This window comes from Pyxidicoccus trucidator (genome assembly GCF_010894435.1).
Classification (GTDB): Bacteria; Myxococcota; Myxococcia; order Myxococcales; family Myxococcaceae; genus Myxococcus; species Myxococcus trucidator.
In genome coordinates this window covers 88098-105034 of the sequence record NZ_JAAIXZ010000008.1, presented here as the reverse complement: position 1 = coordinate 105034, position 16937 = coordinate 88098, and the positions used below count along the sequence as shown (strand labels likewise).

13 protein-coding genes are annotated in these 16937 nt (G+C 69.2%); 6 read left to right on the top strand and 7 right to left on the bottom strand.

What is annotated here, in order from left to right; all coding sequences use genetic code 11:
• The first annotated feature begins 67 nt into the window (after positions 1 to 67).
• Positions 68 to 1201: a pectin acetylesterase-family hydrolase gene (locus G4D85_RS22805; protein WP_164015382.1), complete on the top strand. Its 1134-nt coding sequence runs from the start codon at positions 68 to 70 to the stop codon at positions 1199 to 1201.
• Positions 1202 to 1316: 115 nt separating this feature from the next.
• On the opposite strand, the gene G4D85_RS22800 is transcribed toward G4D85_RS22805, so the two are convergent.
• Together G4D85_RS22800 and G4D85_RS22795 are read right to left on the bottom strand one after the other, a co-directional pair.
• Entirely contained in the window at positions 1317 to 2441 is a 1125-nt protein-coding gene (locus G4D85_RS22800; protein ID WP_164015227.1) for a hypothetical protein, read from the bottom strand.
• Between the two features lie 122 nt (positions 2442 to 2563).
• Positions 2564 to 5371 (bottom strand): fibronectin type III domain-containing protein, encoded by a 2808-nt coding sequence (locus G4D85_RS22795; protein ID WP_164015380.1) that lies wholly within the window; start codon positions 5369 to 5371, stop codon positions 2564 to 2566.
• A 246-nt stretch (positions 5372 to 5617) separates the two neighbouring features.
• Between G4D85_RS22795 and G4D85_RS22790 the strand changes: the two genes are divergently transcribed.
• The 4 genes from G4D85_RS22790 (at position 5618) to G4D85_RS22775 (ending at position 10639) form a co-directional block, all read left to right on the top strand.
• On the top strand, positions 5618 to 7633 hold the full coding sequence (locus G4D85_RS22790; protein ID WP_164015379.1) for a CBM96 family carbohydrate-binding protein: 2016 nt from the start codon (positions 5618 to 5620) through the stop codon (positions 7631 to 7633).
• Between the two features lie 228 nt (positions 7634 to 7861).
• A complete protein-coding gene (locus tag G4D85_RS22785; protein ID WP_164015377.1) occupies positions 7862 to 9034 on the top strand; it encodes a HEAT repeat domain-containing protein in 1173 nt (390 codons plus the stop codon).
• Entirely contained in the window at positions 9034 to 10032 is a 999-nt protein-coding gene (locus G4D85_RS22780; RefSeq protein WP_164015375.1) for a HEAT repeat domain-containing protein, read from the top strand. Before G4D85_RS22785 ends, G4D85_RS22780 begins: the two co-directional genes overlap by 1 nt.
• 58 nt (positions 10033 to 10090) lie before the next feature.
• Positions 10091 to 10639, top strand: a complete 549-nt coding sequence (locus tag G4D85_RS22775) for a M23 family metallopeptidase (protein ID WP_164015373.1) — start codon at positions 10091 to 10093, stop codon at positions 10637 to 10639.
• A 77-nt stretch (positions 10640 to 10716) separates the two neighbouring features.
• On the opposite strand, the gene G4D85_RS22770 is transcribed toward G4D85_RS22775, so the two are convergent.
• The gene (locus tag G4D85_RS22770) at positions 10717 to 11538 is read right to left on the bottom strand and encodes a helix-turn-helix domain-containing protein (protein WP_164015371.1); all 822 of its coding nucleotides are present in this window, start codon (positions 11536 to 11538) and stop codon (positions 10717 to 10719) included.
• A 144-nt stretch (positions 11539 to 11682) separates the two neighbouring features.
• Between G4D85_RS22770 and G4D85_RS22765 the strand changes: the two genes are divergently transcribed.
• Positions 11683 to 12090, top strand: coding sequence for a hypothetical protein (locus tag G4D85_RS22765; RefSeq protein ID WP_164015369.1), 408 nt, complete (start codon positions 11683 to 11685; stop codon positions 12088 to 12090).
• A gap of 58 nt (positions 12091 to 12148) precedes the next feature.
• On the opposite strand, the gene G4D85_RS22760 is transcribed toward G4D85_RS22765, so the two are convergent.
• From G4D85_RS22760 to G4D85_RS22745, 4 genes are all read right to left on the bottom strand, one after another.
• Entirely contained in the window at positions 12149 to 13081 is a 933-nt protein-coding gene (locus tag G4D85_RS22760) for an ROK family protein (RefSeq protein ID WP_164015367.1), read from the bottom strand.
• A 15-nt stretch (positions 13082 to 13096) separates the two neighbouring features.
• The gene (locus G4D85_RS22755; protein ID WP_164015365.1) at positions 13097 to 13648 is read right to left on the bottom strand and encodes an NADPH-dependent FMN reductase; all 552 of its coding nucleotides are present in this window, start codon (positions 13646 to 13648) and stop codon (positions 13097 to 13099) included.
• 1 nt (position 13649) lies between these two features.
• On the bottom strand, positions 13650 to 15020 hold the full coding sequence (locus G4D85_RS22750) for a phosphomannomutase/phosphoglucomutase (protein ID WP_164016068.1): 1371 nt from the start codon (positions 15018 to 15020) through the stop codon (positions 13650 to 13652).
• Positions 15021 to 15106: 86 nt separating this feature from the next.
• Complete coding sequence (locus G4D85_RS22745; protein WP_164015363.1) at positions 15107 to 16906, bottom strand: CotH kinase family protein; 1800 nt, start codon at positions 16904 to 16906, stop codon at positions 15107 to 15109.
• Positions 16907 to 16937 lie beyond the last annotated feature (31 nt).

Below are 16937 nucleotides of genomic sequence, written 5' to 3'. Positions count from 1 at the left end.
CGGCCCGCCGGGTGCGCGGTCATGGGGTGATTGCCGGCCCTCCCAGGCACGGGGACACTTTCGCACCATGCGCAAGCTCCTCCTGACGCTGTTCTTCGCCTCGGTTCCGCTCTGGTTCGCCGCGTGCGGTGACGACGACGACGACACGTGCGACCGCGAGCTCAACCCCGAGTGCATCGATGCGGGCACGCCCGGCGGCAATGCCGACGCGGGCTTCGACGCCGGGACGGCCGACCCCGACGGTGGGCTGGCCATCGTCGCGGACCCCGAGGTCTGGACCTGGGTGGACGTCGCCGGCACGGCGTGTGGCAACGGCGCGCAGACGGGCATCGGCATCAACCCGACCAACGCGAGCACGGACCTCTACATCTTCATGCAGGGCGGAGGCGCCTGCTGGGACGAGCTGACCTGCTTCACGCGGCCGAGCGCGAGCTACCTGAGCACGGGCTACCAGGCCGCCCAGTTCCAGACCGAAGGCAGCCGGAACCTCTACATGTTCAACCGGGTCCAGGAGGCCAACCCCTTCCAGGACATGTCCTTCATCTTCGTCCCCTACTGCACGGGCGACGTCCACGGGGGCAACGCGGTCCAGACCTACGGGGCCAACCAGGTGCACCACAAGGGTGCCGCCAACGTGCAGGCCTGGCTCCCCCGGCTGGCCGCCACCTTCCCCACCACGCAGCGCGTGTTCCTCGCCGGCAGCAGCGCGGGCGCGTTCGGCGCACAGCTCAACTACGAGCGGGTCATCGCCGCGTTCCCGAGCGCGGAGGTGCATGTGCTCGCCGACTCGGGGCAGATGATTACGCCCGCCGGCCCGCTCCTCAACACGTGGCTCACCAACTGGGGCGTGTCGATTCCAGCCGCGTGCACCGACTGCACCACGGACTTCACGAAGTTCCCCGCGTATCTGGCGGACACGTATCCGGACACGCGGTTCGGACTGCTCGCGTGGGACCAGGACAACGTGTTGCGCGCCTTCTTCGGGTATCCCGCCGCGACATACCGGACACTGACGCTCCAGCTGCTCACGTCGTCGTACGACGGACGGGCCAACGCGAAGTACTTCCTGAAGGTGGGGACGCAGCACACCTTCCTGAGCGGGCTCAACACCATCACCAGCACCACCGGCGTGACGCTCAACACCTGGGTGACACAGTGGGTGACGGGTGATGCGGCCTGGAGCAACGTGCAGGAGCAGTGAGCAGACAGGCGCCCCGCCGCGGCCGGCTCCAGGCTCGCGGCAGGGCGCTCTGACGTGAAGCGGTGAACACCTGGCTCGGGCCCCTGCCACCGGACCGAGCCAGGGCCCGGTGTCCCTACTCGGAAACCACCGGCTCGAGGACGACGACGGCGTACATGCCCGCGTTCTTCGCGGAGTACTGCGCCTCGGCATGGATATAGCTGCTGACGTCCTGAAGCGCGGTGTCGCCGGTGAACTCGTGCACGTACCGCCCGCCGTCGGGCGTGCCTCCGCTTCCACCGAGCAGCGCCCAGTCCTCCGGTGCCGACTGGGTGAGCCGGTAGCTGTCCTCGCCCGTCTTCTCGACGAGCACCCAGTGCCCCACCTCCGTCGGCGCCGAGGTGCCGTCGAAGTTGATGGGGCGCATCATCACCGCGCGCACCTCTCCCACTTCCATGTCCTCCAGGGACTCAAGCGTGGAGGTCGCGGTCTCCGGCACCAGCGTGTCCACGTCGTTGCGAATCTCCACCTCGACGGCCTGGAAGCGCAGCGTCTCGTCGCCCACCGTCAGCTCGACGGGCATCGGCTGTCCGTCTGGCAGCTCCACCTCGCGAATCTGCCCCGACGCGGGAGTCAGCCCCGGGCGCTGCCCGGTGGTCGGGTTCCTCTCGCCAAAGGAGGGGTCGGCGGAAATCTGGTCCCAGATGGCAATCGACGAGCCCGTGCCGTGCTCGTCGAGCACGGCGTGGATGCCCGCCTCGCTGGCCCAGCCCGGAACCGACTCGGCGATGCCGGCGAACGCGGTGGACGCGCAGTAGTTGGCGCCGGGAATCGTGCCCGCCAGCACCGCGGGGACGTTGTCGCTGTAGACGGTGCCTTCCTGGTGCGACACCTCACCCACGGAGATGCCCACGGGCGTCCTTTGGGGCTCCAGCGGCGTCAGGGGGGCGGCCTCCTCCGACTCCTGGGTGGTTTCCAGCGGCTGGAAGTACGCGACCTGCTGGGTCCCCTCGCCCGAGAGGTCCAGCTTCCTGGAGAGCGGCTGTGCCTCGAAGGAGCTTCCGGCCCGACTCGCCATTCCACCCGCGCCACCACCGGCCTGCTGCCCGCCGGAGGCCTTCTGCTGCGCCTGGGCCTGGGCTTGAGCTTGAGCCTGAGCCTGGGCCTGGGCCTGAGCCTGGGCCTGGGCCTGACGGCGAAGCGCCTCGGCCACCTGGAGCGCGGCATTGGCTGGCGCGGGAATGCGATTGAAGACCGACATGTGTTCCCCCTCTTCGTGATGTCCGATTGTCGTCCGGACCCGGGCAAGAGTTCCGTCGGGGCGGAGAAATTCAATCCGCGCACATCAGCGGCCCTCCTTGCTCCGGCGTGGAGTTGAAGCCCTCACGGAGCCGTCACGAGCACATCGTCGAAGGTGGCGACTCCATTCGCATAGAAGCCCACCTTCCCCGCCGTCAGGCTCGTGTCCGAGCCCTGCACGCGGAGCACCCCGTCCACGTAGCCCTGGAGTGACGTGCCCTGAACCACCAGGGAGAGCGTGTGGAACGCCGACGTGCTCGCGGTGAAGGGCACCGACTGCAGCGTCACCGTGGAGCCGGCGACCTTCTTGTTCAGCACCACGTTCCCGTTGTGGAGCAGGAGGAAGTAGTAGTTGTTCCCGTCCACATATCGGGCGACGAGCCCGTTGCGGACGCTCGTCGAGCCGGTCTTCATCCGGGCCGAGAAAGTGTAGCTGGCCCACGTCGGCTGGCCCGCCGTGACGAGGTAGGTCGCGGACGTGGAGGACTGCTGCCGGGCCGCCGACGTGCCATCCGTGACGATGGCCCAGCTTCCGTTGCCGGTGACATTCGTCCAGCCTCCCGCCGGGAAGCTCGAATACGACGCGAAGTCATCCGCCAGCAGCGTCGAGCCGCCGCCCGCCGGAGTCGTCACGCTCCCCGTGCTGCTCGCGGTTGACACGTTGCCGGCCGCGTCGCGGGCCCGGACGGAGTAGCTGTACGTCGTCGCCGGGCTCAGCCCCGTGTCGCTGCACGACAGCGCGGACACCGTGCACACGGGCGTGCTTCCCCGGGACACCACGTACGCTGTCACCCCGACGTTGTCGGAGCTCGCATTCCAGGTCAGGTCGACCTCGGTGCTGGAGGCGGCCGTGGCGCTCAACCCCGTCGGGGCCGAGGGCGCCGACGTGTCCGCGCTGGCAACGGTGACGCGGAGGTTGTCGAACGACGCCGCGTCGTTGCGGCTGCCATAGCCCACCTTCCCGAAGGTGAACGTCGAGTCCACCACCTCGGCGGCCAGCACGCCGTCCCGCGACACGCGAAGCGTGGCCCCGGTGCGCTGCACCTGGATGGAGTAATCCACCCCGGTGCTGATGACGCTGGTGAAGTCGGCAACCTGGGTGATGGCGCCGGCCTGGACGCGGAAGAGGCCATGGGTGTTGGCGTCATTCCCCTCGTTGAAGCTCGCGAAGTAGTAGTTCGCCGTGTCCACGTAGCCGAACACCACCGAGAAGTCGTCGAAGGTGCCGCTGGTTCCCGTCGACCTCGCGGTGGTGGTGAGCGTGAAGTCGCCCGACACGGACGTGGCGTGCACGGCCAGGTTGCCGTTGCCCTGCGCCACCGTGCCCGCCGCTGGCGAGGACAGCACATAGCGCCCGCCGCTGACGCCCCAGGTGCCGCCCCGCACGACAGTCATCCCGCCCGCCGAGCTGTCGAAGGACTCGCTGATGAGGGCCGGGCCCGTCGTCGCGAGCGTCGTCACGCTCACCGTCGCGGACGGCGCCGACACATTGCCCGCGGCGTCGCTGGCCGACACCCGGTACGCGTAGGTGGTGCTCGCCGCCCTGCCTCCGTCGCGGTACGTCCGCCCGCTGACCGTCGCCACCCTCGTGCCATCGCGGAGCACCGCGTACGACGTCACCCCGACGTTGTCCGAGCTCGCGCTCCAGGACAGGTCGACCTCGCTGCTGGAGGCCGCCGTCGCCGTCAACCCCGTCGGAGCCGTGGGAGGCGTCGTGTCCCCACCACCCGAGCACGGCGCCGTCGGAGTGCCCACGGAGTTGCCCGTCAGGATCGGAGCCGAGGAATCGAACGTATTGCCGCAGAAGGTGTCCTGCGACGCGCTGTGGTCGTTGCGGATGAACGCGCCCACCGCCTCGCGGAAGGTGTTGTTGGTGGCCGAGTTGCCGCCCTTGTCGTAGGCGCCGGAGTCCGACTTGAGCTTGAGCACGTAGCTGCGGCTGCCGGAGAAGACGTTGGAGTCCAGCACGTTGTCGTGGCCCCGCAGCTCGACGAGGCTGCCGAGGAACTCCAGCGGCTCGTCGTTGTAGCGGCAGTCGTTCCTGGCGAACGTGTTGCCGTGCGCGTTCTCCTTCACGTTGAGGCACTCCGAGCCGAACGTGTGAATCGTGTTGTCGTGGATGTCATTGAACGCGCTGTGGTCATTGGCATACATCGGCTGGGTGGTCGACTTGGGGCTGGTGCCGATATAGACGCCCTCGCCGTTGTGATACTTGTCGCCATCCCCGTCGTCCTTGGCGAACATCCCGCACCACTGGATGACCGAGTGGGCGACTTCGTTCCCATCCGCGTTGTTGCGCATGCGGATGCACTCGCCACCCGCGCCGTTGACGAACATGTCGCGAATCACCACGCCGGTGATGTCCCGCGACGAGTCCGACGAGCCGATGTAGATGAGCCGCCCGTCGGAGATGAGGGTCTGGTTGTCGTCCTTGAACTGGCGCACGCCTGACAGGCTCGTGGGCCAGGTCTTGTTGACGAGCTTCTCCTGCCCATCAATCGTGAACCCCTCCAGCGCGTAGTGGCTGTGGTCGATGTTGAAGACGCGGCTCGTGCCGAACAGCACCGCCTTGTAGCGCCCCGAGCGGGCCTTGCCCGTCTCTGGCCCCTTGAGGGTGATGGGCGCCGTCGCGGTGCCCGCCCGCTTCGTCACCGGCCGCTCGCGGTAGGTGCCCGCGGCCAGGTGAATCGTCGTGCCCGCCGTCGCCTTGTCCAGCGCGGCCTGAATCGTCTTCAGCGGGGACGAGGAGGAGGTTCCGGAATTCGAGTCGGAGCCACTCGGGCTGACGTAGAGGTCCGCGGCTGTCGCAGCGGAAGGAAGGAGCGCCAGCAGCGCCAGCACCAGCACGCAGACGCGACCCGGGTGGACGCGAAGAGAGGAAGAGGGGTTCAAGAAAGCTCCGGGGGAAAGGGGGGCAACACTTCCAAGGATTACTTGGAATTCCATCTATACACTCTTGAGCCACCGGAGGTGCGTTGCAATATGACGGCCGGTTCACCTTCTGTCCCCACGCGCCAGCCCGTGGACCAGGCAGGAGGCCAACCAGGACTATCCAAAGCCATACATTGCCCACTGGCAACCGCGGCTGAGTGCAGACATTGCAACCCTGGTGCAGAAGCAACGATGAGGGAGTGGGAAATGTCAGGGCTGAAGTCGTGGCGGCGGGTGCGTGCAGGGGCGGGTTGGATGGCGGGGCTGATGTTGTTGACCCACTGCGGTGGAGTGGAGGAGGCGGGAGAGCGCGGAGAGTCGCCGACGGAAGCACCGGCGAAGCAGACGGCGGCCCTGGACACCTGCGAGCAGGACGTCGCGTATGAAACCGTCATCGTGGGCGGACTGGAGGACACCTACGTCGCCGCCGCGCAGCCGGATGCGGCGAACGGAGGCGTCAGCAAGCTGCTCGTGGATGGGGACCCGCGGATGGAGGCGTATCTGCGCTTCAACCTCTCCTCGACCGACCTCCGGAACAGCCCGGTCATCCAGGTGCGACTCCAGCTGTATGCCACCGATGGCAGCACGGACGGGCCGGCCATCTACAGCACCACCACGAACTGGAGTGCTTCGTCGCTGACGTGGAACACCCGCCCCACCCGGACGGGGGAGGCCCTGGCGGACCTGGGCGCCGTCACCACCAGCAGCCTCGTCGAATACGACGTGACGCCAGCAGTCACAGGGCCGGGAACGTACAGCTTCGCGCTGGTGCCCACGGGCGGCAATGGCGTGGACTTCCTCGCCACCGAGTCGGGCCAGGGCGGCCTGATGCCGCAGCTGGCCGTCACCGTGGCCCGGCTCTACTGCACGCGCCGGGGCACGGGCGGTGACCTCGACCAGGCCTTCCAGCGCGGTGGCCCGAAGCAGCAGTGGTGGGATGGAAGCATGGCCGTGGGCCCCGACGGCAGCTTCGTGGTCGCCGCGAGGTACGAGGAACAGGGCCACTTCGGTGGAGACACCTTCACCTCGCCCCACAACTTCGCGCTGGTGAAGTACGGCCCGGACGGCACGCACCAGTGGTCTCGCGCCCACGTCCCGTTCAACAATGCCGCCAGCGTCATCGTCAACGCCCTCACCCTCACCCCGCTGGGGAACGTCCTCGCGGTGGGCACCTACCAGGGAGCCCCTGACTTCGGCGCCGGCCCCCTGCCCGCGACTCCGGATGACGAGACGTGGGGCGCCTTCATCGCCAAGTTCTCTCCGAGCGGCGCCTTCGTGTGGGCCCGTGGCTTCGTCCCGACGAATGAGGCCGGCGGGGCGAACGTCTTCGCCCAGGGGAGCGCGGTGACCACCGATGCCAATGGCAGCCTCATCGTCACCGGTGGCTTCACCGGCCAGCTGAACCTGGGCGGCGCGCCGCTCGAGTCGGACCCGACCTACTCGCTGCAGGGCATGTTCCTCGCGAAGTACTCGTGGGAGGGAGAGCACCTGTGGTCGCTGGCGGTCCCCGCGGGCACCAGCAACCCCTGGAGTGACAGCACCCTCGGCGAGGACGTGGTCGCCAACGCGGACGGGCGCATCTTCGTCACCGGGCTGGCGGGCACCGGCCGTCTGGGTGCCACCTCCTACTCGACGCCGTTCGTCGCCGCCTACAGCCCCGAAGGCACGCTGCTCTGGTCCCGCGCCCTCAATGGCGCACGTACCAGCCAGATGTCGCTCGCGCTCATGCCCGGGGGCCACGTGGCCTTCGGCGGCTCCTTCCACGGCACCTTCACCTTCGCTGGCAGCACCGTCTCCAGCGCGCCGGGCGCCCCGGGGTATGCCCCGATGGATGGGTACCTGGGCGTGCTGACCTCCTCGGGAGGCGACACGTGGGCCCGGCGGTACGGCAGCACCGTGGATGACTTCTTCAGCGACATCGCCACGGACTCGGCGGGCAACATCTCCGCGCTCGGCATGACCTACGGGTCGGTGGACCTGGGCGGGAGCCTCATGGGGAATCCGGGAGGCTCCAACACGCTGGTGGCCCGCTTCTCCTCCACGGGGACCCACCGCTGGTCTCGGGTCATCGACTCCAGCCTGTACGTCATTTCCGTAGGCGCCACGCCCGACGGCGCGACGCTGTTGCCGGGCGCGTTCATCGACCTCGTCAGCCTGCGAGATCGGGCCTACTTGCCGCAGGACGGCAGGGCCGACCTGCTGTTCCTGCGCTTCGCGCCGTAGTCCTCGCGCGCTGAAACCCCAGGGGCCCCGGGTGCCTGCGTCAGGCAGCCGGGGCTCTTGTCGTTGCGGGGGCGGTGAATGCCGCTGGAACCAGGGCTCCAGCCTCGTGGTGGTCATGCCGGACTCACTCGGGCGGATTTCGCAGGCCGAAACAAAGCCGTTGCCATCTTCCCATGTTTCCAAGTATTCAAGAATTTGCGGCTTTTCACCGGCTGACCCATTTCACCGATGACTCCTAGAAAACTTCGTTGGACCGCGATGGCGGGCGTCCTGCTCCTCGCGGCGGCCGTGGCGCTGTTGCTGCCGCGGGGCACCTCTTCCTCCCCTGACGACGGCACTCCAGCGGAGCCCTCTTCCTCCGCCACCCTGAGCGCGGCGGGCAGTCCTGAGACGAGCCCCAGCGGGACGGTGCCGCCCGAGGAGCGGAAGCCGAAGGACGAGCAGATCCCCATCCCCGGTTGCTGGGACGGGCTCCAGGAGTTCGACCGGACCGCGTCCATGGACACGTTCCGCGCGGCGCTGCTGGCGGCCATCGCCAACAAGGACCGCTACCTCGCGGACTACCTCCAGCAGCGCCTCACGGAGCTGGTGGGCAATGACCCGAGCCGCGCGCTCCAGGTGCTGGAGTGGTCCAAGGGCACCAGCCACCCGGAGCTGGGCATCTACATGACGGCGCTGAAGGCCGCGCCCGCCGTGCACGACGCGAAGGTCTCCGGGCAGCTGATGAAGATGGGCGAGGACAAGAGCGCCACGCTCCAGGCCCGCTCCGCCGCGCTGGACGCGCTGGAGACGCAGAAGCGGATGGGCGCGGCGGACCTCAAGCGAATCAAGGCCGTGGCGCTGGACGAGACGGTGGACTCGGTGGCCTGGGTGGCCACGCGCACCATGGGCCGGGTGATGAAGGAGGACTTCGAGCGCACCGGCAACTACGCGCCCTACTGGAAGGAGCTGCTCGACATCAGCGGCAAGTCGGACGACATGGCCGTGCGGCTGCTGGCGCTGGAGATGCCGTCGTACTCCAACCCCATCATCGGCGAGGACTCCTTCGAGCAGCTCTCCCGCACGCTGAAGACGGACCGCGAGCGCGACGTGCGGGAGATGGCCGCCTTCCGCCTGGGCGTCACCAGCTCACCGGACAAGGCGCTGGAGGTCTACCGCGCCGCCTTCGACCAGGAGCACGACGTCTGCGTGCGCTGGGCCCTCTTCCGCTTCTCGGTGCGCGTGGCCGGCGCGGGCGCGCTGCCCCTCTTGCAGGAGTTCGCCGCGAAGGACCCGCGCTTCCTGCAGGACTACACCGAGTTCCGGGACCTCTACGCGTCGGGCACGGTGGACTTCGCCCGCATCTGGCTGGGCAAGGCGGAGCACCACGCGTGCCTCGTCGAGGAAGGAGCGCCGCACTGATGCACGCCACGACGATGAAGCTCCTGAAGCGCGCGGCGCTCCTGTCCGCCCTGCTCTGGCTGCTCCCCGCCCCGGCCCTGGCCACGGGCCCGCAGGCGACGACGCTGAAGCCGGCCACCTGCACGGTGGAGGGCATGCTGGACGACGTGCGCGCCGCACTGAAGGGCGGCTCGCCGGCCCTCCAGCGCTACGTGAAGCTGCGCCTCAAGGAGGCCGCGCTCGCCATGCCGGCGGAGTCGCTCCTGGCGGCCCTGGCGCGTGAGAAGGACCCGGCCGTGCTGGAGGCGCTGGGCGCCGCGCTGTCCACCAAGGCCAGCAACGCGGAGAACCCCACGCTGGTGCAGCCGCTGCTGGCGCGGGCCAGCGGAGACTCGGACCCGTCCGTCCGTGCCGCGGCCGTGCGTGCGCTGCGCTCCACTCCCTCGGTGGAGTTCATGGAGAAGAACGGCGGCGTGGTGACGTACGACCAGCTGGTGCGGGACTCGTCTCCCGAGGTGCGCGCGGCGGTGGCGGACAACCTCGTCGCGGAGAGCCTGGAAGTCTATAGCGGCCATGACCGCAAGGTGTCCGAGGCGGCGGTGGCGGCGGCGGCCGCGGCGGAGGACCCGGCGGTGGCGGCGAAGCTGCTGGGCGAGGTCTCCATGGAGGCCGTGGGCCCCGCGGCCGTGGAGCAGGTGACGAAGCAGCTCCGCGCGGAGGACCCGACGCTGCGCGCGTCGGCGGCCACGGCGCTGGGCGGCGTGCCGGGCGCGGCGTCCGAGGGCGCGCTGCGCTCGCTGGTGGACCTCTACAAGTCGGATACGAATCCGGCGGTGCGCAAGGCGGCGCTCCAGGGCATTGCGCGGCTGGGCATGTCCGGCGCGCGGCCCGTGCTGGAGTCGCTGCGCGGCGTGGACCGCGCCATGGACCCTGAAATCGAAGCGTGGTTGTCCGCCCTGAGCCTCAACCTCCAGGAGTGGGAGCTGCTGCTGCGAGAGAAGCAGCGGCTGCGGAGGTGACCCCTGCCTCACCGCAGTACGCAGTGCAGCAGCGTAACCCCCAACGAAGGAAGTCCTCATGAAGACGATGAAGTTGACGATGGCCGTCATGGCCCTCGTGGCGGCCGGCTGGGCCACCACGGTGACCGCCGCCACGGCCGTGGGCCCCATCTGTGACACCGCCGCGCGCGTGGGTTCCACCACCTACTACTCGTGCTCGGGCAGCTCCCACAACGCGCTCGACATGAGCAATGGCTCGTGCAGCGAGTGGAACCACCGCGGCATGATCAACGTCAGCCGCTACTACGCCTACTACGGCGGCTGTGCGGCCAACTGCAGCGGCGGCACCACCTGCAACGGTGGCGCGGGCAACTACTACGTCGTAACGGGTGGCAGCGGCTGGGACTTCCGCCAGCTGCACCTGAACGCCAACGTGTCGTCCGGCTCCAAGACGTGCGACCGCTGCGCGCTGGGCCTCGTGGGCTCCACCGGTAACTCCACCGGCGCCCACGTCCACGCGGACAACCGCCAGTACGGCACCCGCAAGACGGCCTGGTACACCAGCGTCGGCACCACGTGCGGCAACAGCGCCTACTGCAACTACACGATGGGCAACCCCACGCTGTAGTCCGCGGTGCTGTCCACACCCCGCTCCGGCCTCTCAAGGGCGCCGGGGCGGGGTCTTTTCATTTCAGGGGGCCGCGCTCACGCGTCCGCGGGCTGTCCCTCGGAGGCGATGCGCCGCAGCAGCTCGGCGGTGGGCCGGTCCGCGGGGAAGAAGGACTCAATCGCCAGCTCGGCCAGGGTGACGTCCACCGGCGTGCCGAACACCGTCGTGGTGCTGAAGAGGGACAGCTGCCCGAAGCGCGTGTCCAGGCGCAGGGGGACGACGACGCCCAGGGGCTCCGCGTGCGCGCTCGCCTTGGACCACACGCCTCCGCCGGGGGCGGGCATGGCGCGCAGCTCCTCGTGGAGCGCGGCGAGCTTCGGGTCGGCGGTGATGTCCACCTGCCGGTGGAGCCGGCCGAGGACATGGCCCCGCCACTGCGCGAGGTTGGCGATGTGCGGGGCCAGCCCCTGGGGGTGCAGACTGAGGCGCAGCACATTCACCGGGGGCTCGAGCAGCTCGGGCGACACGCCCTCCAGCAGCAGGCCCACGGCGCGGTTGGCGGCCACCAGCGACCAGTAGCGGTCCACGGCCAGGGCCGGGTACGGCTCGTGGCCGCTGAGCACCATGTCCACCGCCTCACGCGCGGACTGGAGGGCGGGCTGGTCCAGTCTGCCCTCCGGGTAGACAGGGGCAAAGCCTCCCGCCATGAGCAGCGCGTTGCGCTCACGCAGGGGGATGTCGAGCTCCTCGGAGAGATGGAGCAGCATCTCCCGGCTCGGCTTGGAGCGTCCGGTCTCCATGAAGCTGACGTGGCGGGCGGACACCTCCGCGCGCAGCGCCAGTTCCAGCTGACTGAGACTCCGGCGCTGGCGCCAGTCGCGCAGCAACTCTCCCACGGGGCGGCTCTGCGTCATCATGTCCGGAACATAGGAAGCGCGGCGTAGTGCCTCCAATTACCTCCCACGTAATTGAGACCGGAACGCGGCCAGCGCACTTTAGGTCCATCAAGACGGCGGCACGGGTTGCCGCCGCTCCTGACCACCCCATTGGAGGACCCGCACATGAGCGCCATCAATTCCGCGAAGACGCTGCTCGGCCGTATCCTGATGCTGGATGGTGTCGTCACCGGTGCCACGGGCGCACTGATGTTCCTGGCCGCCGCCCCCCTGGCCGGGCTGCTGGGCCTGCACGAGCGCCTGCTGAGCGTCGCCGGCTTCAGCTTGCTGCCCTTCGCCGCCCTGCTGCTGTTCCTCGCGGTGCGCCCGGTGGTATCGCGGCCGCTCATCTGGGCAATCGTGGGCTGCAACGTGCTGTGGGCGGTGGACAGCCTCCTGCTGCTGACCACGGACTGGGTGGCGCCCACCGCGCTGGGCTACGCCTTCACCGTGTTCCAGGCAGTGGCCGTCGCGGGCTTCGCCGCGCTCCAGTACGTCGGCCTGAAGGGCGCGCGCCTGGTGGCGCACGCCTGAGCCACGACGCTCGACAGGGAGACCGGCACCATACCGTGCAGGGGCGCCGCTCCGGCGCCTACGCCGCCAGCAGCGCCGCGCCAATCAGACCGCTGTCGTCACCCAGCTCGGCCTCGGCGATGAGCAGCCCCTCGCGAGACGTCTGGGACGCCCAGGCCTGCACGCCCTCCATCACGCGGTGCCGCAGGCTGGGGCAGTGGGTCAGCACGCCGCCGCCCAGGATGAGCCGCGCCGGGTTGAGCACCGTCACCTGGTTGGCCACCGCCACCGCCAGGAACTGCGCCGCCCGCGCGTACACCTCATGCGCGGCGGCGTCTCCCGCCTCCGCCGCCTGCTCCAGCGTCGCCGGGGTGATGACCGCCGCGTCCCCACCCGTCAGCTCCACCAGCTTGGGGGAGCTCCCCGCCGCGAGCAGCTCGCGCGTCTGGGCGATGAGGTTGTGGCCGCCCGCGTACGCCTCCAGGCACCCCAGCTCGCCACAGCCGCAGCGCCGCCCGCCGGGCACCACCTTGATGTGTCCCAGCTCTCCCGCCACCCCGCCCGCGCCGTCCAGCAGCCGGGCGTTGGCGATGATGGCGCTGCCCACGCCCGAGCCCACGAACACCACCAGCAGGTCACTGGCCCCGCGCCCGGCCCCGGCCTGGAACTCGCCCCAGGCCGCGGCGGCCAGGTCATTCACCACGCGCACCGGCTGGCCCAGGCGCGCCTTGAGCATCGCCCCCAGTGGCACGTTGCGCCAGCCGAGGTTGGGGGCGACCGACAGCACGCCCGAGTCCTTGTGAATCTGGGCGGCGGCCCCCACCCCGCACCCGACCACCTCGACGCCCGCGAACTTCTTGGCGGCGGCCGCGGCCTGGACAATGGTCTCCACCACGCCGGCCGGACTGCGCTCGGACAGGGCCACCTTCGCGGAAGCGAGCACATTCCCGGCTGCATCCACGACGGCGGCGCGGGCAAAGGTTCCACCCAGGTCGATTCCCAGCGTCGGCATCGGCAATGTCCTTTCTCAGCCCTTCAGCTTGGAGACCAACGCCCCGACCAGCGTCTCCACTTCCTTCTGGCGTGCCTCGTCCTTCAGCTTCCCGTCCGGGGTGAAGGCCTCGGCCGCCTTGGGCAGGTGCACCTGGGTGTTCAGCACCAGGGCCCCCACGGAGGACAGCACCTGCCGCAGGTGCGGCTGCATGCGCGCGGTGCCGAAGACGCCGGGCGAGGTGCCCATCATCGCCGCCCACTTGTCGTGGAACAGGCGGCCCGGCGGGCGCGACACCCAGTCGATGGCGTTCTTCAGCCCGCCCGGAATCGACGAGTTGTACTCGGGGCTGGAGATGAGCAGCCCCTGGGCCTTCCCCAGCCGCTCGCGCAGCTCCAACACCGGAGGCGGCAGGCCCGCCGCCTCCACGTCACCGTCATAGAGGGGCAGCCCCAGGGCCTTCAAGTCGACCACGTCCACCTCCGCCCCCAGCGAGCGGGCGTGCGTGACGGCCAGGTCCAGGAGCTTCCGGTTGAAGCCCTGGGTCCGGAGGCTTCCGCTCACGGCGAGGATGCGCGGGCCGGTCATCTCAGCCCCCGACTTCCTTCTGCACCTTGGCGACGGTGCTCTCGATGAGCGTCTGGATTTCCTTCAGGCGCGCCTCGGTGTTCGCCTCGAAGCGGAGCACCAGGATGGGCTGCGTGTTGGAAGCGCGGATGAGGCCCCAGCCGTCGGGGAACGTCACGCGCACGCCGTCCACGTCGATGATGTCGTGGCCCGCCGCGCGCAGCGTCTCCGTGGCGCGCTTGACCATCTCGAACTTCTTCTCCTCCTTGGTGTCGAAGCGCAGCTCGGGGCTGGCGTACGTCTTCGGCACATCCGCGAGCAGCTCCGACATCTTCTTCGGCTCGTGGGTGAGGATTTCGAGCAGGCGCGCCGTGGAGTAGATGGCGTCGTCGAAGCCGAAGTAGCGGTTCTTGAAGAAGATGTGGCCGCTCATCTCCCCGGCCAGCTCCGCGTGCTCCTCCTTCATCTTCGACTTGATGAGCGAGTGGCCCGCCTTCCACATGACGGGCTTGCCGCCGTTCTTCGCGATGTCGTCGTACAGCGTGTAGCTGCACTTCACCTCGCCGACGATGGCCGCGCCCGGGCTCTCCTTCAGCACGTAGCGGGCGAAGAGCACCATGAGCTGGTCGCCCCAGAGGATGTTGCCCTTGTCGTCGATGACGCCGATGCGGTCGGTGTCGCCGTCGTAGGCGATGCCCACCTCGGCCTTCTCGCGCTTCACCGCGGCGATGAGGTCCTGGAGGTTCTCCACCACCGTCGGGTCCGGGTGGTGGTTGGGGAAGGTGGCGTCCATCTCACAGAACAGGGGCACCACGTCGAAGCCCATGGCCTCGAACAACGGCACCGCCACCGCGCCACCCGTGCCGTTGCCGGCGTCGATGACGATGCGCATCCCCTTGCGGCCGACCTTGATGGTCTGCCGGATGAAGTGGTTGTACGCGGTGATGATGTCGTAGAGTTCCACGCGGCCCTGCTTCGCGCCGACCTCGAAGTCCTTCGCCTCGATGAGCTTGCGGAGGGCCTGGATTTCATGGCTGTGGAAGGTGGTCTTCCCCGCGCCAATCTTGAAGCCGTTGTACTCGGGCGGGTTGTGGCTGCCGGTAATCATGGCGAGCCCGTCCACCGGGAGCGTGTTGGCGGCGAAGTACGTCAGGGGCGTGGGCACCACGCCCACGTCGAGCACGTTGAGGCCGGTGGAGGTGAGCCCCGCGCAGAGGGAGTCCCGGAAGCGGGTGGAAGACTCGCGGCAGTCCCGGCCCACGGCGATGGAGCGCCCGCCCTGGCGCCGGATGATGGTGCCCAGGCCCTTGCCCAGCAGCTCCACCACCTCGGTGGTCAGGTCCTTATCGACCAGACCCCGGATGTCGTACTCGCGAAAGATGTGCGTGTTCATGAAGAGGTCCCCGCCCCCGGAGATGCCGGAGGGCATGGCAGAGGGCGGCGGACTCTACACGAGCACGGGGCGGGTAGGCACAAGCCTCAAGGGCCGGGCTGACTCTTGAACGACTCGGCCCCCCGGGGCTCCCGGCCGTACGCCTCCCCGGCGGCCAGCGGGGCGAACCAAAGCATGTCCAGCGCCACCATCCCCGCCCCGTTGAACAGGGCCACCTCCGTCCGGGCCGGGTCCAGGGCCAGGTTGAACGTGGCGTGCTCCCCCGGCGCCAGCGTGCGGGGGGACAGTTGGGGGGCAAAAGGAACCCGGGTGTCCGCCGACAGGCGCAGGCCCCCCAGCGACACGGGCGCGCTGCCCCGGTTGTAGAGCTGGACCCAGTAAGCGCCCGCGGCGTTCCGCCCCACGCGGTCGAGGACCAGGGGGCCCTGGCCATGCTTCTCCAGGGCATCCAGGTGGGCGAGCAGCCAGGCACGACGCTCGCGGACGAAGCGGCGCAGGTAGTTCGCGCTCTCGGCGGCGTGACCGGGGCTGACGTACGGGTCCTCTACCTTGCCGCCGGCCCCCGGGAGGATGAAGGGGACCAGCAGCGCGTGCATCGTGTCGATGCGGGCGCCCAGCTTCTCCTCGGTGAGATGCTCGGTCAGCAGCTCACGCATGCGGGTGATGTAGCGGGCGCGCAGCGCCGGGTCGTCCAGGATGCGGGTGGTCAGCGTGCTCCAGGTGGGCCGCATGTCCGTGTAGCCCAGATCGTCGCGGCGGTGGACATACAGCTCGTAGACCTGGGGGTCGTACCCGCTGAAACCCGGGTGCGGGTAGTCCTCCTTCACGCCCTGGTTGGTGTGCGGCGTCGTGCGGTTGTAGAGGCTGAGCGCGTTGTTCAAGTCCCACGGGACGAACGTCCACCGGCCCGTCTCGCGGCTGTAGATGAGGAAGCTGCGGGCGTCCTGGTGCGTGTGGTTGACGATGAAGGCGTCCAGCACCATCCAGGTGAGGTAGTCGTCCAACTCGACGCTCTTCTCCAGGAAGGCCGCGAGGCGGTCCGGCGGTGTGCGGTTGAGCCCGTCCAGGAAGGTCCACAGCTTGTCCCACGGCTGGTCCTCGTTCGTCCGCTTCTCCCAATCCTCCATGTACCGCTGCTTCGGCGGCGGACGCAGCTCGCAGTCGTGCATGCCGCAGCGGTAGATGTCGCCGTCCTCGTCCAGCCCATGCGCGCGCAGGAAGTCCTTGGTGATGGACTCCACCTCCACGTAGACGCCCTCGTACTGGCCGTTGAGGTAGAGATTCACGTACCGGACACGAGGCACGTCCAGGCCCAGGCTGGCCGCGGTGTCGTACCAGAGCTTCTCCGTGAGGTAGCCGCCGTCCTTGTACGCGGCGAGCAGCTCGATTCGCTTCACGCCATTGAAGCGCGCCTCCTTGTCGAAGCGCACCTGCCAGGGCTTCTTCACCTCGTAGCGGGTGGAGCGGCCGCGGTAGCGCACGTCCACCGCGTACGAGCGTCCGTCCGCGGTGAAGGAGGCCGGCACCTCGTAGTCCCGGTCGTCGACGTGGTCGTTGAGCGCCTTGAGGTGCTCGGGAGTCACCGTGAGCCGGTAGACGGGAATGGATGTCTGCAGGGCCGGCCAGTCCGGCGGCGGCTTGCCGGGGCCTCCATCCGGTGTGCCGGAGTCGGGCGTGCCGGAGTCCGGCGTCCCCGAGTCGGGCGTGCCGGAGTCCGGTGTGCCCGCGTCCTCGGGCGAGCCGGAGTCCGGCGTGCCCGCGTCCGGGGTGGGCGTGGGCCGGTCGTCCTGGCCCGGCGGAGTGTCTGGAGGTGGAGGATTCGAGGACGCGCCACCACACGCGCCCAGCAGCAACAGCAGTCCAGCAAGCAGGCTCAGTCGTTTCATGTCACCTGGCGCCTACAGCAAACGACACGCC